Origin of the sequence: Vibrio sp. Isolate23 (assembly GCF_022398095.1) — a bacterium.
In the GTDB taxonomy this organism is placed as follows: Bacteria; Pseudomonadota; Gammaproteobacteria; order Enterobacterales; family Vibrionaceae; genus Vibrio; species Vibrio coralliilyticus_A.
This window is the reverse complement of the sequence record NZ_JAKEUV010000012.1, coordinates 61,253-84,651: the sequence shown is the minus strand read 5'-3', so window position 1 is coordinate 84,651 and position 23,399 is coordinate 61,253. Positions and strand designations below refer to the sequence as shown.

The 23,399-nt window shown below is 47.4% G+C and carries 20 protein-coding genes; 12 read left to right on the top strand and 8 right to left on the bottom strand.

Annotated elements, in window-relative coordinates; translation table 11 throughout:
• Nucleotides 1-3 precede the first annotated feature (3 nt).
• Nucleotides 4-606 (top strand): thiol:disulfide interchange protein DsbA/DsbL, encoded by a 603-nt coding sequence (locus tag L1D31_RS20415; protein ID WP_239838830.1) that lies wholly within the window; start codon nucleotides 4-6, stop codon nucleotides 604-606.
• Nucleotides 607-658: 52 nt separating this feature from the next.
• On the opposite strand, the gene L1D31_RS20410 is transcribed toward L1D31_RS20415, so the two are convergent.
• Nucleotides 659-1,543 (bottom strand): acyltransferase, encoded by an 885-nt coding sequence (locus tag L1D31_RS20410; RefSeq protein ID WP_239838829.1) that lies wholly within the window; start codon nucleotides 1,541-1,543, stop codon nucleotides 659-661.
• A 171-nt stretch (nucleotides 1,544-1,714) separates the two neighbouring features.
• Between L1D31_RS20410 and L1D31_RS20405 the strand changes: the two genes are divergently transcribed.
• A complete protein-coding gene (locus L1D31_RS20405) occupies nucleotides 1,715-2,701 on the top strand; it encodes a DUF2860 domain-containing protein (RefSeq protein WP_239838828.1) in 987 nt (328 codons plus the stop codon).
• 31 nt (nucleotides 2,702-2,732) lie between these two features.
• Here L1D31_RS20405 and L1D31_RS20400 read toward each other — a convergent pair whose 3' ends face one another.
• Entirely contained in the window at nucleotides 2,733-4,256 is a 1,524-nt protein-coding gene (locus tag L1D31_RS20400) for a YifB family Mg chelatase-like AAA ATPase (RefSeq protein ID WP_239838827.1), read from the bottom strand.
• A 495-nt stretch (nucleotides 4,257-4,751) separates the two neighbouring features.
• Between L1D31_RS20400 and ilvG the strand changes: the two genes are divergently transcribed.
• From ilvG to L1D31_RS20370, 6 genes are all read left to right on the top strand, one after another.
• Nucleotides 4,752-6,398, top strand: coding sequence for an acetolactate synthase 2 catalytic subunit (gene ilvG, locus L1D31_RS20395; protein WP_239838826.1), 1,647 nt, complete (start codon nucleotides 4,752-4,754; stop codon nucleotides 6,396-6,398).
• A gap of 1 nt (nucleotide 6,399) precedes the next feature.
• Nucleotides 6,400-6,684 (top strand): acetolactate synthase 2 small subunit, encoded by a 285-nt coding sequence (ilvM, locus tag L1D31_RS20390; RefSeq protein ID WP_008075516.1) that lies wholly within the window; start codon nucleotides 6,400-6,402, stop codon nucleotides 6,682-6,684.
• Between the two features lie 12 nt (nucleotides 6,685-6,696).
• Nucleotides 6,697-7,641: a branched-chain-amino-acid transaminase gene (gene ilvE, locus L1D31_RS20385; protein ID WP_239838825.1), complete on the top strand. Its 945-nt coding sequence runs from the start codon at nucleotides 6,697-6,699 to the stop codon at nucleotides 7,639-7,641.
• A 13-nt stretch (nucleotides 7,642-7,654) separates the two neighbouring features.
• Nucleotides 7,655-9,496 (top strand): dihydroxy-acid dehydratase, encoded by a 1,842-nt coding sequence (gene ilvD, locus L1D31_RS20380; RefSeq protein WP_239838824.1) that lies wholly within the window; start codon nucleotides 7,655-7,657, stop codon nucleotides 9,494-9,496.
• Nucleotides 9,497-9,499: 3 nt separating this feature from the next.
• Nucleotides 9,500-11,047 (top strand): threonine ammonia-lyase, biosynthetic, encoded by a 1,548-nt coding sequence (gene ilvA, locus L1D31_RS20375; RefSeq protein ID WP_021456905.1) that lies wholly within the window; start codon nucleotides 9,500-9,502, stop codon nucleotides 11,045-11,047.
• 172 nt (nucleotides 11,048-11,219) lie between these two features.
• A complete protein-coding gene (locus L1D31_RS20370; RefSeq protein WP_239838823.1) occupies nucleotides 11,220-12,200 on the top strand; it encodes an MDR family oxidoreductase in 981 nt (326 codons plus the stop codon).
• A 62-nt stretch (nucleotides 12,201-12,262) separates the two neighbouring features.
• On the opposite strand, the gene L1D31_RS20365 is transcribed toward L1D31_RS20370, so the two are convergent.
• Nucleotides 12,263-13,204, bottom strand: a complete 942-nt coding sequence (locus tag L1D31_RS20365; RefSeq protein ID WP_064488914.1) for a LysR family transcriptional regulator — start codon at nucleotides 13,202-13,204, stop codon at nucleotides 12,263-12,265.
• 157 nt (nucleotides 13,205-13,361) lie between these two features.
• Nucleotides 13,362-13,547 carry a hypothetical protein gene (locus L1D31_RS20360; protein ID WP_006957487.1) on the bottom strand — a complete coding sequence of 62 codons (186 nt, stop codon included), beginning with the start codon at nucleotides 13,545-13,547 and terminating at the stop codon, nucleotides 13,362-13,364.
• 135 nt (nucleotides 13,548-13,682) lie between these two features.
• Here L1D31_RS20360 and tusA point away from each other — a divergent pair, with 135 nt between their 5' ends.
• Nucleotides 13,683-13,931, top strand: a complete 249-nt coding sequence (gene tusA / locus L1D31_RS20355; protein WP_038514221.1) for a sulfurtransferase TusA — start codon at nucleotides 13,683-13,685, stop codon at nucleotides 13,929-13,931.
• A 54-nt stretch (nucleotides 13,932-13,985) separates the two neighbouring features.
• On the opposite strand, the gene L1D31_RS20350 is transcribed toward tusA, so the two are convergent.
• Both L1D31_RS20350 and L1D31_RS20345 read right to left on the bottom strand, forming a co-directional pair.
• On the bottom strand, nucleotides 13,986-14,246 hold the full coding sequence (locus L1D31_RS20350; RefSeq protein ID WP_006957484.1) for a hypothetical protein: 261 nt from the start codon (nucleotides 14,244-14,246) through the stop codon (nucleotides 13,986-13,988).
• 208 nt (nucleotides 14,247-14,454) lie between these two features.
• The gene (locus L1D31_RS20345; RefSeq protein WP_239838822.1) at nucleotides 14,455-15,009 is read right to left on the bottom strand and encodes a TMEM165/GDT1 family protein; all 555 of its coding nucleotides are present in this window, start codon (nucleotides 15,007-15,009) and stop codon (nucleotides 14,455-14,457) included.
• Between the two features lie 478 nt (nucleotides 15,010-15,487).
• On the opposite strand from L1D31_RS20345, the gene glyQ reads away from it, so the two are divergent.
• The 3 genes from glyQ (at nucleotide 15,488) to L1D31_RS20330 (ending at nucleotide 19,958) form a co-directional block, all read left to right on the top strand.
• The gene (glyQ, locus tag L1D31_RS20340; protein WP_045973964.1) at nucleotides 15,488-16,408 is read left to right on the top strand and encodes a glycine--tRNA ligase subunit alpha; all 921 of its coding nucleotides are present in this window, start codon (nucleotides 15,488-15,490) and stop codon (nucleotides 16,406-16,408) included.
• 2 nt (nucleotides 16,409-16,410) lie between these two features.
• Nucleotides 16,411-18,477 carry a glycine--tRNA ligase subunit beta gene (gene glyS / locus L1D31_RS20335; protein ID WP_239838821.1) on the top strand — a complete coding sequence of 689 codons (2,067 nt, stop codon included), beginning with the start codon at nucleotides 16,411-16,413 and terminating at the stop codon, nucleotides 18,475-18,477.
• A gap of 230 nt (nucleotides 18,478-18,707) precedes the next feature.
• On the top strand, nucleotides 18,708-19,958 hold the full coding sequence (locus L1D31_RS20330) for a valine--pyruvate transaminase (protein ID WP_239838820.1): 1,251 nt from the start codon (nucleotides 18,708-18,710) through the stop codon (nucleotides 19,956-19,958).
• Nucleotides 19,959-20,051: 93 nt separating this feature from the next.
• Here L1D31_RS20330 and L1D31_RS20325 read toward each other — a convergent pair whose 3' ends face one another.
• Nucleotides 20,052-20,486, bottom strand: a complete 435-nt coding sequence (locus tag L1D31_RS20325) for an Hsp20 family protein (protein ID WP_239838819.1) — start codon at nucleotides 20,484-20,486, stop codon at nucleotides 20,052-20,054.
• A gap of 494 nt (nucleotides 20,487-20,980) precedes the next feature.
• Nucleotides 20,981-23,398 carry a DNA topoisomerase (ATP-hydrolyzing) subunit B gene (gene gyrB / locus L1D31_RS20320; RefSeq protein ID WP_239838818.1) on the bottom strand — a complete coding sequence of 806 codons (2,418 nt, stop codon included), beginning with the start codon at nucleotides 23,396-23,398 and terminating at the stop codon, nucleotides 20,981-20,983.
• Nucleotide 23,399 lies beyond the last annotated feature (1 nt).

Sequence of the window (23,399 nt, the reverse complement as noted above, 5' to 3'; positions counted from 1 at the left end):
ATAATGAAAAAGCTGTTTGCACTTGTCGCAACTGTTATGCTGAGCCTTTCTGCTCATGCCGCTCAATTCAAAGAAGGTGAACATTATCAAGTTCTTGATCTTGAGGCTTCAAAAAAGCCAACGGTAACCGAGTTCTTCTCTTTCTTTTGTCCGCACTGTAATACCTTTGAACCAATCATCCAGCAACTGAAAGCTCAGCTACCAGAAGGCGCTAAGTTCCAGAAAAACCACGTATCTTTCATGGGTGGCAGCATGGGCGAGTCGATGAGCAAAGCCTACGCGACCATGGTGGCACTGAAAGTGGAAGACAAAATGGTACCTGTGATGTTTAACCGCATCCACAACATGCGTAAAGCACCTAAAAATGACGAAGAGCTACGCCAGATTTTCTTAGATGAAGGCATTGAAGCGAAGAAATTTGACGGCGCATTCAAAGGCTTTGCGGTCGACTCTATGGTGCGTCGCTTCGATAAGCAGTTTAAGGACAGTGGTCTTTCCGGCGTTCCAGCGGTAGTCGTCAATAACAAGTACCTAGTGCAAGCACAGAGTATCGAAACGATTGATGAATACTTTGAACTGGTCAACTACTTACTGACTCAGAAGTAATACTTTGATTATCACAGGGGGCCAAGGCTCCCTGCTTTTATGTAGTTAGGCGCTACTTATCCTGATAAATCTCTTTTAGCAGTTCATCTTTTTCCTGCCATACCTTTCCCAACCACTGCTGAAACTGGCGCTTATACGGCTTATCATTAAAGTAATCACCACGTACACTGTCATCAACAGATAACACCTTAGTGCGCACAACAATCTTGGTCATTCGCCCCATTAGCATGTCGCGAAAAGGCTTATCGGTGTTTTCTGGGTACGCTAGCGTGACATCAATAATGTTTTCGAACTGATCGCCCATGGCCGCCAACGTATAAGCAATCCCCCCCGTTTTAGGCTGCAACAAGTACTGATAGCCCGCTTTGCTCTTTTTCTGCTTCTGCTCAGTAAAACGTGTGCCTTCCACATAATTCACCACGGTCGTTGGGGTGTGCTTGAACTTGGCACAAGATCGACGAGTTGTTGCCAAATCTTGACCACGCTTTTCTGGGTGGCGAATCAAATACTCACGGGAATAGCGGCGCATAAATGGCATATCCAGCGCCCAACACGCCATTCCTATAAATGGGACGTACAGTAATTGTTGCTTAAGGAAAAACTTCGGCATAGGAATGCGGTCTTTAAACACGCAACACAATACAACGATATCGGTCCAGCTTAAGTGATTACTGATCAGTAAATACCAACCATCTTTTCTCAGGCTTTCACCACCTTCCACATCCCACTCAACATGATTGGATAAAGAAAGAATGCCTGAGTTGATGGTCGCCCATAACCACATTACTCGATTCGCCATTACGGTGCCTTTTGCTTGCCATTTACCGGTTGGTAATACGACTTTAATCAAAGCAATGGTACAAATAACGAGTGAACAGAAAGCTGAGTTAAGGATGACCAAAGCCACATTCAAAACAAAGAGTAGGTATGCAAACATAACGCTTTTAATGAGATCCCAGATAGAATTTATAACGTTTCATTTATGAATAATAAAACAGCGTGTAATTATACAAGGCCATAACCACATTGGAATCACTCTAATGATGGTCAGATTAGTTCTGACAGCCACTTATTAAATGTCAAAAGGTTCATAACAAGGAGACCCTCAATGAAATCCAAACTCTCTCTAATAGCTCTGTCCCTCGTTGCTCTTCCAACGATGGCCCAGCTATCAGAACACGCAGGATTGAGTGGTGGAGTGTCACTCAGCGCTGGATTTGCCTCTACTACTTCAAACTTTAATACTGATGGCGACAAAACCATCAATGATGTGAATCAAACCGCATCTTCGGACAGTGGCTCCTTGGTGTTGCCATTGGGTAATCTCGCCTATACCTTTGGGACAAATTTAGACAAACAATTTTACGTTGGTATGGCTCGTGAAGATATTGCAGTCGGTACCCTAGCGTTAGAACTGGGTTATAAGCAGCAGCTCGCCTCTGGCATGGTGATTGATGCCTCTTTCCTGCCAACCATTATGTCGGGTGAAACTTGGTCTGACCCATTTTTAACTGGTCAGGAACGTCAAACAACAGACGAGACAGGGAACGCATTTCGTCTTAAGTTCAAAAACATTATGGGCTCTAACTTCAGTCTCGATACTGCGTACGCAACTCGCGATATTGAAGATGAGCAGTCTGGCGTTAGTGATACTTCATTAACCACCGCTGAGCGGAATGCACTTCAGCGCGATGCGACATCGATTTACTTAAAAGGTGACTACCGTCTACCACTGACCCGGACTTCTTTCTTACAACCATCGATTACTTACATCGCAACGGATGCCGATGGTGATGCTAACTCTCTAGATTCAATAGGAGGCGAGCTAAGTTACTTCCATATTCTGAATCGCCATCAGTTAGCCTTAACGGCTGGATACACCAATCGCTCTTACGATGCGGAAAACCCGATTTATAGTCAAACACGTGATGAAGATGAACTTAGCCTCTTCGCGGCCTATGAGTATCAAGACATTATGGGCTGGAAAAACTGGTCTTTGATATCACTAGCTGGCTATTCCAAAACGGACGCCAACATCGACTTCTACGATGAAGATCAGTATCTAGTCTCTGTGGGGATGAGCTACCAGTTCTAAATACAGAGATAGCCCGCTTATGCGGGCTTTTTTACACCGCTTGCGCAGCCAGTTGTTTAAGCAGGCGATCCATCGCCCGATAACCTAAGGCTTCAGCAATATGATGCCGAGCAATCTGTGACTGACCATCTAAATCCGCAATAGTGCGCGCGACTTTTATAATTCTATGGTAGGCCCGTATCGATAGCCCAAGCCGATGCAAAGCAGTTTCTAGAAACTGTGCGTCTTCCTTTTGAAGTGGGCAATAGTTTTCAATCTCACGGCTACCTAGCAACGCATTAACCTTATTCGAACGTTTCAGCATACAAGCCCGAGCCTTAAGCACTCTCTGCCTGACGACAGCCGTTGGCTCTCCCCGATCACCGCCTTCGGCTAACGTTCCTTTAGGTAGAGCGGGAATTTCTAAAGACATGTCAAAGCGGTCCAATAAAGGACCAGATAGTCGACTCAGATAACGTAAAATGGTTTGTGGATTGACTCTCGACTGACTACCTTCGTAGTAGCCCGTTGGGCTAGGGTTGAGAGCCCCTACCAGCTGGAAACGAGCAGGAAAACGAGTTTTACCCTGAGCGCGAGAAATGATGATCTCTCCAGACTCCAATGGCTCACGCAGCGAATCGAGCACTTTACGTTCGAACTCTGGCATTTCATCAAGAAAGAGTAAGCCATTGTGTGCCAAAGAAATTTCACCCGGTCTTGGAATCGATCCTCCGCCCACTAAAGCAGCCATAGAGCTTGAATGATGTGGGGCACGAAAGGGGCGCCGCTTCCAATTGAGTGCATTAATCTCTTGTTGGGTCAGTGACGCCACGGACGCCGTTTCCATTGCTTCATCATCACTCATTTCTGGTAATAAATCGCACAAGCGCGAGGCGAGCATGGTTTTCCCCGTCCCAGGCGGCCCCAAAAACAGTAAGTTATGGTTCCCAGCCGCAGCAATTTCCAACGCTCGCTTGCCTTGCTGCTGACCAATGATGTCCTGTAAATCACGGCCATTCTCCACCGCTCGATGCAGGTTTTGCGTTTGGTGCAGGCTGAGTTTTTGTTGGCCACAAAGATCAGCACACACTTCCAGCAAGCTATGAGCAGATTTATGCTGTTCCTCGCCCACTAAGGCAGCTTGATCTCCATTGTAATGCGGCACTACCAAGCTTCGCTGTGCTTTGTTGGCTGCGAGCGCCGCAGGCAATACCCCCTTAACTCCGCGCAGCTCACCCGACAGCGCTAGCTCACCAACAAATTCTTTTTCCGCCAATTTATCTATTGGGATCTGCTCTGAAGCGGCAAGAATACCAAGTGCTATAGGCAGATCAAATCGGCCTCCTTCCTTGGGCAGATCAGCAGGAGCAAGATTGACCGTGATGCGCTTGGCTGGGAACTCAAATCGAGAGTTGATGATCGCGCTGCGCACTCGGTCGCGTGATTCTTTGACTGTGGTTTCCGGTAATCCCACCAGAGTGAAACCCGGCATGCCATTACTGATATGCACCTCCACCGTCACCGGGGGCGCTTCAACCCCAACTGATGCCCGACTGTAAATAATGGCTAAGCCCATAAATTCTCCCACATGGCCACTTAATATTTATCTGTTTGATAACACGTCAACTTTTTAACAATCTTGTTATATAGCTTGGGGAGATGATGAGAGAATGTGAAAAAAGAATGACTTTTTGCTTGTCATGTAACGGAATTCTATGTTACCACTAGTGACGCAAACAATTTCGTACCATATTACGTAAGCACAACATAAAAAGAATATGAATTTTAACGCCCGCATTAACGCACTGATTGTCCTGATTATCGTGGTCATTATTGATTCCGCGCGGGGGCTGGTGGGCGAAAAATAAACACCAAATTCAAAAAAACCCCCGCACTGAGAAGTCCGGGGGTTTTTTTCAACTTAAACGCTGAGAATCAGCGAAAAAATAAACACTGACAAAGTCAGGCAGACACAAAATAAAAAGCTCAGCCGCGAGCGGGCAGGAAGAATGGGAGCGCACATGACGTGCACAACACAACATTGCTACTTAGGTAGCCAAGGAGGCTTACGATGACAGGTGCTGAATTAGTCGTAGCCGCATTAAAGCAACAAGGCATTAAAACCGTATTCGGCTATCCGGGCGGTGCTATCATGCCAATTTATGACGCCCTATATGACGGTGGCGTCGAACACATTCTCTGCCGTCACGAACAAGGCGCAGCCATGGCCGCTATCGGTATGGCACGCGCGACTCAAGATGTCGCAGTCTGTATGGCGACATCCGGTCCCGGTGCCACTAACCTAGTAACCGGTTTGGCCGATGCGTTTATGGATTCGATCCCAATGGTGGCAATCACAGGCCAGGTCGCCAGTTCCCACATCGGAACAGACGCTTTTCAGGAAATGGACGTGATAGGAATGTCACTATCCTGTACCAAGCACAGCTACCTAGTAACAGAAATTGAAGACCTTGCCCCAACATTAGCCGAAGCGTTTGAAGTCGCTAAAACGGGTCGCCCTGGCCCAGTGATTGTTGATATCGCTAAAGATGTTCAGCTCGCACAATCCCCCACTCATATTTTACCGCCTTTCACACCACCAGCCACTCCTGTTCCCCAAGCAGAAGCCGTTTCTGCCGCTCAGGAGCTTCTTTCACAGAGTACCCGCCCGGTATTCTATGCTGGCGGTGGCGTGCAACTGGGTAAAGCCACTGATACTGTCCGTCAATTCCTGCGTCTCAATCCAATGCCTTCGGTCAGCACCTTGAAAGGCTTAGGCACTATTGAGCGTCATGATCCACATTATCTTGGCATGCTGGGCATGCACGGCACCAAAGCCGCAAACCTAGTCGTTCAAGAATGTGACCTACTGATTGCGGTCGGCGCACGATTTGATGACCGAGTAACAGGCAAACTGGAAACGTTCGCCCCTCATGCCCGTGTTATCCATATCGACATCGATGCCGCTGAGATCAACAAGCTGCGTCACGCCCATGCGCCACTGCGCGGTGATATCAATACCCTTCTTCCTCAGTTAGAACTAACACAAGACATCACACCTTGGGTCAAACACAGTGAAAGCCTACGCAGCGGTTTTAAGTGGCGTTATGATCACCCGGGTGATCTGATTTTCGCCCCAGGCTTACTGAAGCAACTGTCTGATATGATGCCTGACAGCTCAATGGTTTCAACCGATGTCGGACAGCACCAGATGTGGGCCGCACAGCATATCCAACCACGTGATCCACAAAACTTCATAACCTCGGCTGGCCTCGGCACTATGGGCTTTGGTCTTCCTGCCGCGATGGGGGCTGCAGTCGCACGCCCAGATGATCAGTCTATCCTTATTACAGGTGACGGTTCTTTCATGATGAACATTCAGGAACTGGGCACACTAAAGCGTCGCCAAATTCCGGTAAAAATCGTTCTATTGAATAACCAGCGCTTAGGTATGGTACGTCAATGGCAGTCACTGTTCTTCGATGGCCGCCACAGTGAAACTATTTTGGATGACAACCCGGATTTCATCACCCTAGCGAAGGCGTTTGATATCCCTGGAAAAACGATCACAAGAAAAGAAGAAGTCGAGCCGGCGATTCAAGAAATGCTGGAGAGTAAGACTTCTTACTTACTTCACGTACTGATCGACGAAGAAGAAAACGTGTGGCCACTGGTACCGCCTGGTGCTTCTAACAATGACATGCTGGAGAACACTTAAGATGGAAAGATATCTAATCGATATTAAAGCAGACGACAAACCTGTACTACTAGAGCGTGTTCTTCGTGTGGTTCGCCACCGTGGTTTCATTGTTAAGCAAGTTGCAGGCACGCAAAACCATGAGAGTAAAATTGCCAGTGTAGAGATCATTGTCGACAGCGATCGTCCAATCTCCTTCCTGACCAATCAGATTGAAAAGCTCTGGGATGTGCGCACGGTTGAGGTAACACAAATCGCCCGCGACGAACTACCGAATAACAACCTACAACAAAAAATTTGTGCATAAAGGAAGGCAACAATGGCTACTAAAACAGCAGATTACATTTGGTTTAATGGCAAGCTAGTACCTTGGGAAGAAGCGAATGTTCATGTACTGACTCATGCGATGCACTATGGTACTTCAGTATTTGAAGGTGTGCGCTGCTACAACACGCCTAAAGGACCAATTATCTTCCGCCACCGTGAGCATGCAAAAAGACTCAAAGATTCCGCTAAAATCTACCGTTTCCCTATCCCTTACTCTGTGGATGAAATCATGGAAGCGACGCGCGAAACACTGCGCGAGAACAAACTCGATAGCGCTTATATTCGTCCGCTAGGTTTTGTCGGCAATGTTGGCCTCGGTGTATGTCCACCGCAGGGCACCGAAATGGACCTAATCATCGCCGCTTTCCCATGGGGCTCTTACCTAGGTGAAGAAGCCTTGGAGAAAGGGGTCGATGCAATGATTTCCAGCTGGAACCGCGCGGCGCCAAACACCATTCCAACCGCAGCGAAAGCTGGCGGTAACTACCTATCTTCATTGCTGGTTGGCGGTGAGGCTCGTCGTCATGGCTACGATGAAGGTATTGCATTAAGTGTTGATGGTTATTTGTCTGAAGGCGCAGGTGAGAACATCTTTGTGATTAAAGATGGAGTGATCACCACGCCACCAGCAACTAGCGCCATCCTTCCGGGCATCACTCGTGATTCGATCATGACTATCGCTCGTGACAAAGGTTACCAAGTACGCGAAGCAAATATTGCTCGTGAAGCACTTTACCTGGCAGACGAAGTGTTTATGACAGGTACTGCAGCAGAGGTCGTTCCTGTTGCAACCATAGATAAAATTGACGTAGGCAGCGGTAAACGCGGCCCTATCACCAAAGAGCTGCAAGAAGCTTACTTTGGACTATTCAACGGCACCACTGAAGATAAGTGGGGCTGGTTAGATTACGTTTACCCAGCAGACGCGGCAAAATAAAGGAAGTAGTAAGATGCCTAAATACAGATCAGCAACCACCACTCACGGTCGTAACATGGCGGGTGCTCGTGCACTGTGGCGTGCAACTGGCGTAAAAGATGAAGATTTTGGTAAGCCAATCATCGCAGTCGTGAACTCATTCACTCAGTTTGTACCGGGCCACGTTCACCTTAAAGATATGGGCCAACTGGTCGCCGGTGAAATCGAGAAAGCAGGCGGTATCGCCAAAGAATTCAACACCATCGCAGTCGACGATGGTATCGCAATGGGTCACGGCGGCATGCTTTACTCACTGCCATCGCGTGAGCTTATCGCTGATTCGGTAGAGTACATGGTGAATGCTCACTGTGCCGATGCCATGGTATGTATCTCCAACTGTGACAAAATCACTCCGGGAATGCTGATGGCGTCAATGCGCCTTAACATCCCAGTAATCTTTGTATCTGGCGGTCCAATGGAAGCGGGTAAAACTAAGCTTTCTGACCAAATCATCAAGCTAGACTTGGTTGATGCGATGATCCAAGGTGCAGACCCGAAAGTTTCAGACGAGCAAAGTGAACAGATCGAACGCAGTGCGTGTCCGACATGTGGTTCATGTTCAGGTATGTTCACAGCGAACTCAATGAACTGTCTGACTGAAGCGCTTGGTCTTTCTCAGCCAGGTAACGGTTCAATGCTAGCGACACACGCAGACCGCGAAGAACTATTTATCAACGCTGGTAAACGTATCGTTGAACTGACACGCCGTTACTACGAGCAAGATGACAAATCGGCGCTGCCGCGCAATATCGCCACTTTTGATGCATTCGAAAACGCAATGGCGCTTGATATCGCGATGGGCGGCTCAACTAATACTATTCTTCACCTGCTCGCTGCTGCGCAAGAAGGTGAGATTGACTTCGATATGGAAGATATCGATCGCTTATCTCGCAAAGTACCTCACCTATGTAAAGTGGCACCATCTACTCAGAAATATCACATGGAAGACGTACACCGCGCGGGTGGTGTTATGGCTATCCTCGGTGAGCTAGACCGCGCAGGTTTGCTTCACAATGATGCGCGCACCGTACTCGGCCTTTCAATGAAAGAGCAGCTAGCGCAATACGACATCATCCAAACGGAAGATGCAGATGTATTGAAGTTCTTCCGCGCAGGCCCTGCAGGCATTCGTACTACCAAAGCTTTCTCACAAGATTGTCGTTGGGATCGTCTTGATGATGACCGCGCTGATGGTTGTATCCGTTCAATCGATCACGCGTTCTCTCAAGAAGGTGGCCTAGCCGTTCTGTCAGGCAACATCGCTCTTGATGGTTGTATTGTGAAAACAGCTGGCGTTGATGAGAGCATTCATAAATTCACTGGTCCTGCTGTAGTGTTTGAAAGCCAGGAAGACGCCGTTGAAGGCATCTTAGGCGGCAAAGTAAAAGCAGGCGATGTGGTTGTAATCCGCTATGAAGGTCCTAAAGGGGGCCCAGGCATGCAGGAAATGCTTTATCCAACCACTTACCTGAAATCAATGGGGCTTGGTAAAGAGTGTGCACTGCTGACAGATGGTCGCTTCTCTGGCGGTACGTCTGGCCTGTCCATTGGTCATGCTTCACCTGAAGCGGCGAATGGTGGCGCGATTGGTCTGGTGAAACAAGGCGATATGATCGCAATTGATATTCCAAACCGTTCTATTTCTTTAGAAGTCTCAGAGCAGGAACTTGCTGAGCGCCGTGCAAAACAAGACGAACTGGGCTGGAAACCAGTCGATCGTCAACGTGAAGTTTCTTTTGCACTCAAAGCGTACGCAAGTATGGCAACCAGTGCTGACAAAGGGGCAGTGCGAGACAAATCTAAGCTAGAGGACTAGCTTATGTCTGATTCTCTCTTTTCAGGGAAAGCTCATCAGACTGGCGCAGACTATCTGCGCCATATCTTAAGAGCTCCGGTTTATGAAGCAGCAACGGTAACGCCTCTGCAGGAAATGCCACGCCTGAGTGAACGGATTGGCAACAAGGTGCAAATCAAGCGCGAAGATCGCCAGCCTGTACATTCGTTCAAACTACGTGGTGCCTACAATATGGTTGCCAGTTTGTCTGAAGCGCAAAAAGCCGCTGGCGTGATTGCAGCCTCAGCGGGTAATCATGCCCAAGGCATGGCGCTTTCCGGCACTAAGCTTGGTATCAAAACCACGATAGTGATGCCAAAAACCACACCTGACATTAAGGTCGAAGCGGTGCGTGGTTTTGGCGGTCACGTGGTTCTGCACGGTAATAACTTTGATGAAGCCAAAGCCGAAGCCGAGCGATTGTCAGAACAGCATGGCTATACATTTGTGCCACCTTTTGATCACCCTTTAGTGATCGCGGGCCAAGGCACCATTGGCATGGAGATGCTGCAACAGAATGGTCATCTCGATCATATCTTCGTCCCTGTTGGTGGCGGAGGTTTAGCGGCAGGTGTGGCGGTACTGGTCAAACAGCTGATGCCAGAAATCAAAGTCATTGCAGTTGAGCCTGAAGATTCTGCGTGTCTTAAAGCAGCTTTAGATGCAGGTGAGCCAGTCGTTCTCGATCAGGTCAGCATGTTTGCTGATGGCGTCGCGGTAAAACGTATTGGTGAAGAAACCTTCCGCTTGTGTCAAAAATACCTTGATGGGCACATTACCGTTTCCAGCGATGAGATTTGCGCCGCGGTCAAAGACATCTTTGAAGATACGCGCGCTATCGCAGAGCCTTCTGGCGCATTAGCGTTAGCAGGGTTGAAGAAATACGCCGAGCAAAACGAGCTTAAGAACAGCAACCTAGGTACTGTTCTGTCGGGTGCAAACACAAACTTCCACGGTCTACGCTACGTCTCTGAGCGTTGTGAACTAGGTGAAAAACGTGAAGGCCTGCTGGCAGTCACGATTCCAGAACGCCAAGGCGCTTTCTTTGAGTTCTGTAACCTGATTGGCGGCCGAGCGGTCACTGAGTTCAACTACCGCTACAACGATGACGATCTGGCCAACATTTTTGTTGGTGTCCGTCTACAAGGTGGGCAGGAAGAGCTGGAACACATCATTCACGATCTGCGTGAAGGTGGCTACCCTGTGGTCGACCTGTCAGACGACGAAATGGCAAAACTGCACATTCGTTACATGATTGGTGGTAAACCATCGAAGCAGCTTAAAGAACGCCTATACAGCTTTGAATTCCCAGAGTACCCAGGTGCATTGCTGAAATTCCTCAGCACATTAGGTACACATTGGAACATCAGTCTGTTCAATTATCGCAATCATGGTGCCGACTATGGTCGAGTATTGTGTGGTTTTGAACTGGATGAAGCCGATTTATCACGCTTTTCAGCTCATTTACGAGAGCTGGGTTATCAATGCAAAGACGAAACCGACAACCCGTCGTATAAGTTTTTCCTTTCTTAATCATCAAAAAGCCAGTCACATGACTGGCTTTTTCTTTACGACCCAATGCGACTTTCCGCAATGCACTGTATGCATGTATATAATGCTAAAGTTTCATTTTAGTCATAGTGACTTTCAGTCTACACTCAATATCAGTTTTTAAATGTTTGCTACCGCGTAGTGGAGACCATCTATGTTTAACGCACTGATTCTAAACCAAGAAGAAAAACGCACCATCGCCTCTGTAGAACAAATCGACGAAGCACAATTGCCACAAGGCGACGTACTAATCGATGTCGATTACTCATCACTCAACTACAAAGATGGTCTGGCGATCACTGGCAAAGGTAAGATCATCCGCAACTTCCCTATGGTGCCGGGCATCGATATGGCAGGCACCGTTGCTCACTCAGATGATGAACGTTACCAAGTCGGCGATAAAGTCGTATTAACTGGCTGGGGTGTGGGTGAGAATCACTGGGGTGGTATGGCTCAACGTGCGCGCCTAAAAGCAGACTGGTTGGTACCACTGCCAAAAGGGATCGACAGCAAAAAGGCCATGATGGTTGGCACCGCTGGCTTTACTGCCATGCTGTGTGTTCAAGCGCTTATCGACGCTGGTGTCAAACCTGAGTCAGGTGAAATTCTGGTCACAGGCGCCAGTGGTGGTGTGGGTTCAATAGCGGTAACGCTATTGGCAACGCTCGGCTACAAAGTGGCGGCGGTGACTGGCCGCATTGAACAAAATGGTCCTCTTCTAGAAAAGCTGGGCGCAAGTCGCATCATTGATCGTGTCGAGTTTGAAGAGCCCGCACGCCCACTAGAAAAGCAAGTTTGGGCTGGCGCCGTTGATACTGTGGGCAGCAAAGTACTGGCTAAAGTACTGGCGCAAATGGATTACAACAGCGCAGTAGCTGCTTGTGGTTTGGCTGGTGGCTTTGACCTACTAACAACCGTGATGCCTTTTATTCTGCGTAATGTTCGCCTGCAAGGCGTAGACTCAGTGATGTGCCCAACAGAGAAGCGTATCGCCGCTTGGGAAAAGCTGGTTGAACTACTACCTGAAAGCTACTTTGAACAAGCCTGTACTGAAGTAGCTCTTGCCGATGCACCAAAGTACGCAGAAGACATCACTAACGGTCAAGTAACAGGTCGCGTTGTGATTAAGCTGTAATTCTAAGATTCAAAATAAAAGAGCCAGCATTGCTGGCTCTTTTTGTATCGATAGAAATCGTGTTAATCCAATCCCATGTCTGCGATACGTTTGGCGATCAAGCGGCTGCACTCTTCTCTTACTACAGATCGTAACCATTCCTGCGCGGGTGAGTGCTCGCAGCGTGCATGCCAGATCATCGAATAATCAAACGGCGTGAACTGAAACGGCAAAGGCTTAACCGCCAAGTCGTAACGCTCTGCAACCAGATACGCTAAATCCGCTGGCACCGTAATGATCAGCGGCATGGTATCCACAATGGCTAATGCCGCTTCCAGATGATAAGCCCGCAGCACCATTTTTCGCTTGGGTTGGTCTACTAATGCCTGCTCAATTAACGCTTTGACGCCATCACTGATAGCAATCATCGCATGTGGATAGGTTAGGTAGTCTTTCAAACTGAGTGACGTGTTGGCCAACGGGTGCTGTTTAGATAAGAGACATAAAACCCCTACACGCCCAAGAATTTCACTGCGCAGTGGCTCTACTGGGCCAATAGGTCGGCATATGGCTAAATCCGCCCCCTCATACGTCAACTGATCAGCTAATCGGTCATGTTGCAGAGGTAGAAAATTAATCGACACATTGGGCGCTTCCTGATAAATACGCGGCAAAGCAAAGGGCAGAATAGTCTGCATCGCATAGTCAGTGGTGGCTATATTGAAGGTGTTCTCAAAGCTTTGCGGTTCAGTTTGCATCGGTGACAACACCTGGCGCAGCGACTCCAGTGGCTCTCCCAGTGCTTTGTCGACCTCGAGCGCTTTTTCGGTTGGAATCAGATGCTGACCCTGACGCGTAAACAAAGGGTCACCCAGCATATCACGCAGCCGACCTAACACTCGGCTCATCGCAGACTGGCTAAGATTAAGCCGATGTGCTGCCTTACTGACACTGCATTCTTCGATTAAAACCCGCAACGCCACCAGCAAATTCAGATCACGGCGATAGATGTCTTCTAATTCCACAAATAGCCACTTAAAATGAAGGGTATATTTATTGAATTGTACTCTTTAGATAAAAAAAATCCCGCCTTTCAGCGGGGAAGCCCAAGAAAAATGGGGATAGTGTCGGAATGTAATTGAGCATAGTTACAATTGAGAATGGTTGTTGGAAGTTCAACCATCAATTTTCTTGCTCTTCAGATGCACTCGGCCAGCGATGCATCTCGAGCCAAATCCCTACAACCGTCGCAACCATGCCGAGCAAAGGCATAAACGACGATTCTGCTGGTGTACGTAAAACAAGTGCGCAAAAAGAAATAAAGCACAGCACGGAATAGATTGTTAGACGATCTAAAGCTGTCAACATAAGCGCTCCTTGTTTTAAATGTTACCAACTTGTTAACTAAGTTAAAACAATTTGATCGCTTTGCCAAGGGGTTATTGAATATTTTTTCTTCACCAGTATTATCTACCCCCTATTGAGGTAACCAAAGATATGACCATGACAATCAATTCAGAACAGGCGACCCAAACTTTAGAGGCAGAAGGACTGCGCTGCCCAGAGCCCGTGATGATGGTCAGGAAGACAATCCGTAACATGCAAGAGGGTGAGATTCTGCTGGTAAAAGCCGATGACCCATCCACCACACGTGACATTCCGAGCTTCTGCCGCTTTATGGATCACCAGCTGATTGCGGCTCAAACTGAAGAGCTGCCTTATCAGTATCTGATCAAGAAAGGAATGGATTAGCGTTAACGCTAAACTAATTGAAATGAAAAACGGCTGCCTGGGGCAGCCGTTTGTTTATTCGTCATATTCAATGGTGTGGACTTCAGATTGCAATTTTCTCAGCTGTTTTTGCATTGCCCGCATTTCTTCGTGCATTGGGATAATGTGCGCGACTCGAATCCAGGCTTCAACCGTCAACGCGGTCAACACAAATGAACCTGCAACAATCGGTAGCCACATGTCGGTCAGTACCATTGCCAGTAAACACAGTACCAAGCCGAAAGTGAATAGATAACTCTGACTTTTTGGGGTCATCCCCATATAACGTGTAAGCATAATGTTGCCCTCTCGCTATACTCTAGATGTTTGAAGAACAAACAGAACTCTTCTCACCTTGAGTAACATCATTCACACCGTTAAGTTAGCATGACAAGTATGACACGAATATGTCAGCGATCACGCCCTTACACGAATTTAGCACAGAGTTTGATCTATCGCATTTCTCCACCAGATATCCGCTTTTTATCGCACGTTAGCGACATTTTTACAAAAACGCGGCGCCAACCGCCAGAGCGATAAATAGCAGAGCCGTAACCTTACGAATCAGGTTGAGCGGCATCTTATCGGCCGACAATTTACCAATTAAAACCACAGGAACATTGGCTGCCAGCATACCCAGCGTGGTGCCTACAATCACCAACGTCAGCGCGTCGGCAAACTGAGCCCCTAAGATAGAGGTGGCAATCTGAGTTTTATCACCAATTTCAGCGATAAAGAACGCGACAAAGCTGGCGACAAACGGCCCTCGGTTGGAAATTTCATCGTCATCATCCAACTTATCTGGGATCAGCACCCAACCCGCCATAGCGAGAAAACTTGCCACCACGACCCACTTAAGCACCTCTGGTGATAAATAGTCGGCCACAACCACACCTAACCAAGCCGCAAGGGCATGATTGGCAATAGTAGCGAAGAAAATAGCGGCGATAATCGGTATCGGTTTTCGATAACGACTGGCCAACAGTAAAGACAATAGCTGAGTTTTGTCACCAATTTCGGCTAAAGCGACAGTGGTAATTGAAATAGCTAAAACGCTCACGACATGCTCATTGAGGCAGGGATAATTATTTTAAACCTAAGACAAACCTCGTGCCCCACCCCGGTCCACGATGTTTATCTAAGGTCTTGCTAAACCCATCAGGCGATGAGTCTCGAGCGCCATGGTGATTGTGCACCAATTATGTTGACGAACGAACCAAACAATCAGGCTGATTGTGTTGGTAAGCTACTCCCCAAAGATGGACGCAATTCTATCCAGCTCTATGTCATTTCTCAAGTAACAAAGTGGTCAAAAACTTCCTTTTAGGAAAATTTGGACGAATAAGCCATTAAAAATCCATTAAAGGAGAATTCTGACTAGGAATTAATCAAGATTAGCCCTACTCCCCTACGCAATATCTGGGTATACTTGATTGTTATTTTCATTATATTAATGTGCTGAAAGTGATAGAAATCGCCATGACTACGGCGAACATTTGATCAATAACAGCAACAGAAGAATCGCGCGAACCTGACTTATGCAAAAATACGATATCAAAACCTTCCAGGGAATGATCCTCGCGCTGCAGGATTATTGGGCTCAAAATGGTTGTACCATTGTTCAACCGCTAGATATGGAAGTGGGTGCGGGTACCTCTCACCCAATGACTTGTCTACGAGCGCTTGGCCCAGAGCCAATGTCTACAGCTTACGTACAACCTTCACGTCGTCCGACTGATGGCCGTTACGGTGAAAACCCTAACCGTCTTCAGCACTACTACCAATTCCAAGTAGCGCTAAAACCATCGCCAGACAATATTCAGGAGCTGTACCTAGGTTCTCTAGAAGTACTTGGTGTCGATCCACTGGTTCACGACATTCGTTTCGTCGAAGATAACTGGGAAAACCCAACATTAGGCGCATGGGGCCTAGGCTGGGAAGTGTGGCTAAACGGCATGGAAGTGACTCAGTTTACGTACTTCCAGCAGGTTGGTGGCCTTGAGTGTAAACCAGTAACTGGTGAAATCACTTACGGTATCGAACGTCTCGCTATGTACATCCAAGAAGTAGACTCGGTTTACGATCTCGTATGGAACATCGCACCAGACGGCAGCAAAGTCACTTACGGTGACATTTTCCACCAGAACGAAGTGGAACAGTCTACGTACAACTTCGAGCACGCAGACGTCGATTTCCTATTCACTTTCTTCGACCAATGTGAAAAAGAAACCAAAGAGCTACTTGAGCTGGAGAAGCCACTGCCGCTTCCAGCTTACGAGCGCATTCTTAAAGCGGGCCATGCATTCAACATCCTTGATGCACGCAAAGCTATCTCTGTTACAGAGCGCCAACGTTACATCCTTCGTATCCGCAACCTGACTAAGTCTGTTGCTGAAGCGTACTACGCATCACGTGAAGCGCTTGGCTTCCCAATGTGCCGTAAGGAAGAGGAGAAGTAATCATGGCAAAAGAATTTCTAATTGAACTGGGTACTGAAGAGCTACCACCAACGCAACTTCGTACTCTAGCGGAAGCGTTCGCAGCAAACTTCGAAGCTGAGCTTAAAGGCGCGAGCCTAGCTCACGAAGGCGTGAAATGGTACGCAGCTCCTCGTCGTCTGGCTCTAAAAGTCGCGGCACTGGCTGAAGGCCAAGAAGACAAAGTAGTTGAAAAGCGCGGCCCTGCGGTTTCTGTCGCATTCGATGCTGACGGCAACGCAACTAAAGCCGCTCAAGGTTGGGCTCGTGGTAACGGCATCACGGTTGAACAAGCAGACCGCCTAGTCACAGACAAAGGCGAATGGCTTCTTTTCAAACAAGAAGTAAAAGGCCAAGCAACGTCTGAAATCGTTGTTGACCTAGCAGCGAAAGCACTAGGCAACCTACCAATCGCTAAACCAATGCGTTGGGGTAACAAGACCACTCAGTTTATCCGCCCAGTTAAAACGCTAACGATGCTAATGGGCGCTGACCTTATCGAAGGTGAGATCCTAGGCGTAGCATCAGATCGCACTATCCGTGGTCACCGCTTCATGGGTGAACAAGAGTTCACTATCGAGTCTGCAGAGCAATACCCAGCGATCCTAGAAGAGCGCGGTAAAGTGATGGCAGATTACGAAGCGCGTAAAGCCATCATCCTAGCTGATTCGCAAAAAGCGGCAGCAGCAGTTGGCGGTGTTGCAGACCTAGAAGATGACTTAGTGGAAGAAGTAACGTCTCTGGTTGAATGGCCAGTGGTACTCACTGCGAAGTTCGAAGAAGAGTTCTTAAAAGTCCCTTCTGAAGCTTTGGTTTACACCATGAAAGGTGACCAGAAGTACTTCCCTGTTTACGATGACAACAAGAAGCTACTACCTAACTTCATCTTCGTTTCAAACATTGAGTCTAAAGAGCCTCGCTACGTAATCGAAGGTAACGAGAAGGTTGTACGTCCACGTCTAGCGGATGCAGAGTTCTTCTTCAACACTGACCGTAAGCGTCCTCTTATCGACCGCCTGCCTGAACTAGAGCAAGCGATCTTCCAGAAGCAGCTTGGTACTATCAAAGACAAGACAGACCGCATCACAGAGCTTGCAGGCTACATCGCTGAGCAAATCGACGCTGACGTTGAGAAATCTAAGCGCGCAGGCCTACTGGCTAAGTGTGACCTAATGACATCTATGGTATTCGAATTTACCGATACTCAAGGTGTGATGGGCATGCACTACGCGACTCATGATGGTGAAGACGAGCAAGTTGCACTGGCGCTTTATGAGCAATACATGCCTCGTTTCGCCGGTGACGAACTGCCAAGCACTGGTATTTCATCTGCTGTCGCAATGGCTGACAAGCTAGATACGATTGTTGGTATCTTCGGTATTGGTCAAGCACCTAAGGGCTCTGACCCATTCGCACTTCGCCGCGCCTCTCTAGGTGTACTGCGTATCATCGTTGAAAACGGCTACAACCTAGATCTCACAGACCTAATCGCGAAAGCAAAATCTCTGTTTGGTGACCGTTTGACCAACGACAACGTAGAAGCTGATGTTATCGACTTTATGCTAGGTCGTTTCCGCGCATGGTACCAAGATGCAGGTTTCAGCGTGGATATCATCCAAGCGGTACTGGCGAATCGTCCAACTAAGCCAGCTGACTTTGACCAACGTGTTAAAGCGGTTTCTCACTTCCGTGAACTGGAAGCGGCAGAAGCTCTCGCTGCGGCGAACAAGCGTGTAGGCAACATCCTAGCCAAGTTCGATGGTGAGCTAGCAGCAGACATCGATCTATCTCTGCTACAAGAAGACGCAGAGAAAGCACTAGCAGAAAGCGTTGAAGTAATGACAGAAGTGCTAGAGCCAGCGTTCGCAACAGGTAACTACCAACAAGCGCTAAGCAAGCTTGCAGACCTGCGTGAGCCTGTTGATGCATTTTTCGATAACGTCATGGTAATGGCAGATGACGAAGCGTTGAAGAAGAACCGTCTAACGCTACTGAACAACCTGCGTAACCTATTCCTACAGATCGCGGATATTTCACTTCTACAGAAGTAATATCTCGAACAATATAGGTTCTATGAAGCCCAACTCCTCGGAGTTGGGCTTTTTTTTTATCATTGACGGAATTTTGTGCTTTGCCTCGTAATCACATTAAGGTATGTTCAGGGATTACCCGATTATCCATAGACCACAACGCTCAAGGTGAGTCTTGGAATTACTAGCTTCGACTAGTAACTATTACTATTACACTTAAAGCAATCACAATGAATTAGGTATAACTACAAATGCAATTCTCTAAGTTTGGTGAAAAATTCAATCAGTATTCCGGTATCACGCGTTTAATGGATGACTTAAACGACGGCCTGCGCACTCCAGGTGCGATCATGCTCGGAGGTGGTAACCCTGCCGCTATTCCAGCCATGCTCGAATACTTTCGCCAAGCCAGTGAGGAGATGCTCGCCAACGGCGAGCTCGTGGCCGCCATGGCCAACTATGATGGCCCGCAAGGCAAAGACGCGTTTGTAAAAGCTCTGGCTAAGCTATTAAAAGACACTTATGGCTGGAACATATCAGAAAAAAACATCAGCCTGACCAACGGCAGTCAGAGCGGCTTCTTTTATCTGTTCAACCTGCTGGCGGGTAAGCAGCCAGATGGCTCGCATAAGAGAATCTTGCTGCCTTTAGCGCCTGAGTACATTGGCTACGGCGATGCAGGCGTTGATGAAGATATCTTTGTCTCCTACCATCCAGAAATTGAAATGCTCGACAATGGCCTGTTTAAATACCATGTCGACTTCGAACAGCTCAAAGTCGATGACTCGGTTGCCGCCATTTGTGCATCACGCCCAACCAACCCTACCGGTAACGTGCTCACTGATGAAGAAATCCATAAACTGGATAAACTGGCGCGCGAAAATAACATTCCGCTCATCATCGACAATGCCTATGGTCTGCCATTCCCGAATATCATCTTTGAAGATGTTCAGCCGTTCTGGAACGAAAACACCATCCTTTGTATGAGCCTGTCTAAACTCGGCCTTCCGGGTGTACGTTGCGGGATAGTGATTGCCAGTGAAGAAGTGACTCAGGCTATGACCAATATGAACGGCATCATCAGCTTGGCTCCGGGAAGCCTAGGCCCTGCGTTGGGTCACCATATGATTAAGAATGATGACCTGCTAAATCTCAGCACCAATGTTATCAAGCCGTTTTATAAGCAAAAATCTCAGCGAGCTGTCGAACTGCTGCAAACTACCATCACAGACTCACGTTTTCGCATTCACAAACCAGAAGGAGCGATCTTCCTATGGCTTTGGTTTGATGAGCTGCCAATCACCACTATGGAGTTGTACCAAAGGCTGAAAGCACGTGGAGTGTTAATCGTACCAGGCGAGTACTTCTTTATTGGTCAGGAAGATGACTGGGAGCACGCACACCAGTGCCTGCGCATGAACTACGTTCAAGAAGACGAAATGATGCAGAAAGGTATCAATATTATTGCTGAAGAAGTCGAAAAAGCTTATCAAGAAGCCTAAGTAAACGGCTTCGGTTAGATCAAAAAAGAGCACCTAGATGGTGCTCTTTCACTCTAACTTTCAACACATACGCTCATCGGAGCGATAGATATTTTAGCCTTCTAACAGTTTGCTCCCATTAATGGAAATTTTGCGTGGTTGCATCGCTTCTGGGATTTCACGTTCTAGGTCAATGTGTAGCAGACCATTTTCCATGCTTGCACCGACAACTTTTACATAGTCTGCTAGCTGGAATTTACGCTCGAAATCGCGCTCTGCGATACCTTGATACACGTATTGCTTCTCTTCTTCTGTTTTACGTTCACCCTTAACGATCAGCATGTTCTCTTTTTGAGTCAGATCGAGCTGTTCTTCAGCGAAACCTGCTACCGCCATGGTAATACGGTAGTGATTCTCATCTTTTTGCTCGATGTTGTAAGGAGGGTAACCGCCAGAAGAATTTTTCGATGTATTCGCTTCCATCATGTTGAATAGACGATCGAAGCCGATTGCGTTGCGGTAAAGTGGAGTGAAATCTACAGTTCTCATAATGCTATCCTCATAGTAAGCAATAGTCTTAGCCGTGAGTTCGCTCGGTTCGATTTTGTATTCGAGCCTTACCGACTAAGGGATTCATCCACTACTCCTCGGGTTTTATTAACTCTGGAAGCTAGTGTCGAATCAAGTTCAATGGTGTGCCTCTAAGATCATCCTCTCCTGAGCGATATCTTATCAGCGGTTAGTGAGGTTCTGTTTCTTCTCTCGGGAGCAAGACAGCTTTCCTCTTCACAAATAGATATGTGGATTGAGCAAAATAGTTTCAAGGGATTATTTTAAAATAATTTTAAAACTCATCTTTTCAATCATTTAAAAACAAAAAGACTGTCATTTCTGACAGCCTTTTTAAATCTTTAGATTATTTTTATCGAAGCTGGATGAGCTTAGTTCAAGGAGAAGGCGCCATTCTTATAACAATAAAGGTTTATAAGCATAAATGAGCACCTTCGACACAGAAATCAGTTTATCCAGCGAAGAGAAAAAGTCTAAACGTCTAAGTTAGCTACTTTCAGCGCATTCTCTTCGATAAAGTTACGACGAGGTTCCACTTGGTCACCCATTAATGTCGTAAACAGTTGGTCTGCACCGACGGCATCTTCAATCGTTACCTGCATCATGCGGCGCGTTTCTGGGTCCATTGTGGTTTCCCAAAGCTGCTCAGGGTTCATCTCTCCCAGACCTTTGTAGCGCTGTAAGCTAAGACCACGACGAGACTCTTTGATAAGCCACTCAAGCGCATCAACAAAGCTTGTTACTGGTTGAGTACGTTCACCACGCTTGATATAAGCACCTTCCTCGAGAAGACCATTAAGCGCTTCAGATAGATCAGCCAGTTTGCCATATTCTTTCGAATTAATCAGATCAATACTTAGTGCATACTCATGCGTCACACCATGAGTGCGTACGACAATCTTTGGTAGGTTTAAACCAAGCTCTGCATGTTGTTCAACTTCAAAGCTGTACTGACTTGCGCCCACTTCTTTTGCGTTTAACTGCTCAACAAGCAGCTTAGTCCACGCTTCTACTGCTGCCGCATCGTGGCACTGCTCTGCTGTTAGGCGAGGCGTATAGATGAGTTCATGCACTAGCGCACGCGGATAACGACGACTCATGCGATCCACCAGCTTAATGCCCGCATTATACTGCTGAACCAACTTTTCTAACGCTTCACCTGCTAGCGCTGGCGCTTCTGCATTTACGTGCAAAGATGCGTTATCAAGTGCTAGGGACACTTGGTATTGGTTCATTGCATCTTCATCTTTGATGTACTGCTCTTGTTTGCCTTTCTTCACTTTGTAAAGTGGCGGCTGAGCGATGTATACGTAGCCACGCTCGATCAGCTCAGGCATTTGACGGTAGAAGAAGGTCAACAGTAACGTACGAATATGTGAACCATCGACATCGGCATCGGTCATAATGATGATGTTGTGGTAGCGTAATTTATCTGGATTGTACTCGTCACGGCCAATACCACAGCCAAGTGCGGTGATAAGCGTCGCTACTTCTTGCGAAGACAACATCTTATCGAAGCGTGCTTTCTCTACGTTGAGGATTTTACCTTTCAGTGGAAGAATCGCTTGGTTCTTACGGTTACGGCCTTGTTTTGCGGAGCCGCCTGCCGAGTCACCCTCCACTATGTACAGTTCGGAAAGTGCTGGGTCTTTTTCCTGACAGTCAGCCAGTTTACCTGGCAGGCCTGCTAGATCTAGCGCGCCTTTACGACGAGTCATCTCACGCGCCTTACGTGCGGCATCACGAGCGCGTGCAGCATCAATGATTTTAGTACAAACCGTTTTCGCTTCTGCTGGGTGTTCGATTAAAAACTCAGACAGTTTTTCACCCATTGCAGATTCAACCGCAGATTTCACTTCAGAAGAAACCAGTTTGTCTTTGGTTTGGCTTGAGAATTTAGGATCTGGCACCTTGACAGAAATAACTGCAGTTAGACCTTCACGCGCATCATCACCTGAAGTGGCGGTTTTTGCTTTTTTCGAAAAGCCTTCTTTGTCCATGAACGAGTTCAGTGTACGTGTTAACGCCGCACGGAAACCCGCTAGGTGAGTACCACCATCACGCTGAGGGATGTTGTTAGTGAAACAGTAGATGTTTTCTTGGTAGCCGTCGTTCCACTGCATAGCCACTTCGACGGCAATACCATCTTCACGTTCAGCGTTGAAGTGGAATACTTTCTCAATAATCGGCGTCTTGTTAGTGTTTAAGTGATCAACAAACGCCTGAATACCACCTTCGTACATGAAGTGATCTTGTTTGTCTTCTTCACGCTCATCGCGCAACTTGATAGACACACCCGAGTTTAGGAAAGAAAGCTCACGTAGACGCTTAGCCAGAATGTCGTAATGGAATTCTGTGTTTGAGAAGGTTTCTTCACTAGGCCAGAAACGAATCTCTGTTCCTGTTTTGTCCGTTTCACCAATAACAGCAAGTGGCGCTTGCGGTTCACCATGATGATAGGTTTGCGTATGGATTTGGCCACCGCGGTGAATGGTCAAAGTCACTTGTTTAGATAATGCGTTGACTACCGATACACCAACACCATGCAGACCACCTGATACCTTGTAAGAGTTATCATCAAACTTACCACCAGCGTGAAGTACCGTCATGATCACTTCGGCTGCTGATACGTTCTCTTCTGGGTGCATTTCGGTCGGGATACCACGACCGTCATCGCGAACGGATACTGAACTGTCCTCATGAATAGTCACAACGATGTCTTTACAGTGACCCGCTAACGCTTCATCAATTGAGTTATCCACCACCTCGAAAACCATGTGGTGCAGACCGGTACCATCATCCGTGTCGCCGATGTACATACCAGGACGCTTACGTACCGCGTCCAGACCTTTTAGTACTTTAATACTCGATGAATCGTAATTTTCAGACATG

Bases quoted from the DNA above. Each gene is read 5' to 3' on its own strand.
- L1D31_RS20415 (WP_239838830.1), top strand. From the start codon at position 4: ATGAAAAAGCTGTTTGCACTTGTCGCAACTGTTATGCTGAGCCTTTCT.
- L1D31_RS20410 (WP_239838829.1), bottom strand. From the start codon at position 1,543: ATGTTTGCATACCTACTCTTTGTTTTGAATGTGGCTTTGGTCATCCTT.
- L1D31_RS20405 (WP_239838828.1), top strand. From the start codon at position 1,715: ATGAAATCCAAACTCTCTCTAATAGCTCTGTCCCTCGTTGCTCTTCCA.
- L1D31_RS20400 (WP_239838827.1), bottom strand. From the start codon at position 4,256: ATGGGCTTAGCCATTATTTACAGTCGGGCATCAGTTGGGGTTGAAGCG.
- ilvG (WP_239838826.1), top strand. From the start codon at position 4,752: ATGACAGGTGCTGAATTAGTCGTAGCCGCATTAAAGCAACAAGGCATT.
- ilvM (WP_008075516.1), top strand. From the start codon at position 6,400: ATGGAAAGATATCTAATCGATATTAAAGCAGACGACAAACCTGTACTA.
- ilvE (WP_239838825.1), top strand. From the start codon at position 6,697: ATGGCTACTAAAACAGCAGATTACATTTGGTTTAATGGCAAGCTAGTA.
- ilvD (WP_239838824.1), top strand. From the start codon at position 7,655: ATGCCTAAATACAGATCAGCAACCACCACTCACGGTCGTAACATGGCG.
- ilvA (WP_021456905.1), top strand. From the start codon at position 9,500: ATGTCTGATTCTCTCTTTTCAGGGAAAGCTCATCAGACTGGCGCAGAC.
- L1D31_RS20370 (WP_239838823.1), top strand. From the start codon at position 11,220: ATGTTTAACGCACTGATTCTAAACCAAGAAGAAAAACGCACCATCGCC.
- L1D31_RS20360 (WP_006957487.1), bottom strand. From the start codon at position 13,547: ATGTTGACAGCTTTAGATCGTCTAACAATCTATTCCGTGCTGTGCTTT.
- tusA (WP_038514221.1), top strand. From the start codon at position 13,683: ATGACAATCAATTCAGAACAGGCGACCCAAACTTTAGAGGCAGAAGGA.
- L1D31_RS20350 (WP_006957484.1), bottom strand. From the start codon at position 14,246: ATGCTTACACGTTATATGGGGATGACCCCAAAAAGTCAGAGTTATCTA.
- glyQ (WP_045973964.1), top strand. From the start codon at position 15,488: ATGCAAAAATACGATATCAAAACCTTCCAGGGAATGATCCTCGCGCTG.
- glyS (WP_239838821.1), top strand. From the start codon at position 16,411: ATGGCAAAAGAATTTCTAATTGAACTGGGTACTGAAGAGCTACCACCA.
- L1D31_RS20330 (WP_239838820.1), top strand. From the start codon at position 18,708: ATGCAATTCTCTAAGTTTGGTGAAAAATTCAATCAGTATTCCGGTATC.
- L1D31_RS20325 (WP_239838819.1), bottom strand. From the start codon at position 20,486: ATGAGAACTGTAGATTTCACTCCACTTTACCGCAACGCAATCGGCTTC.
- gyrB (WP_239838818.1), bottom strand. From the start codon at position 23,398: ATGTCTGAAAATTACGATTCATCGAGTATTAAAGTACTAAAAGGTCTG.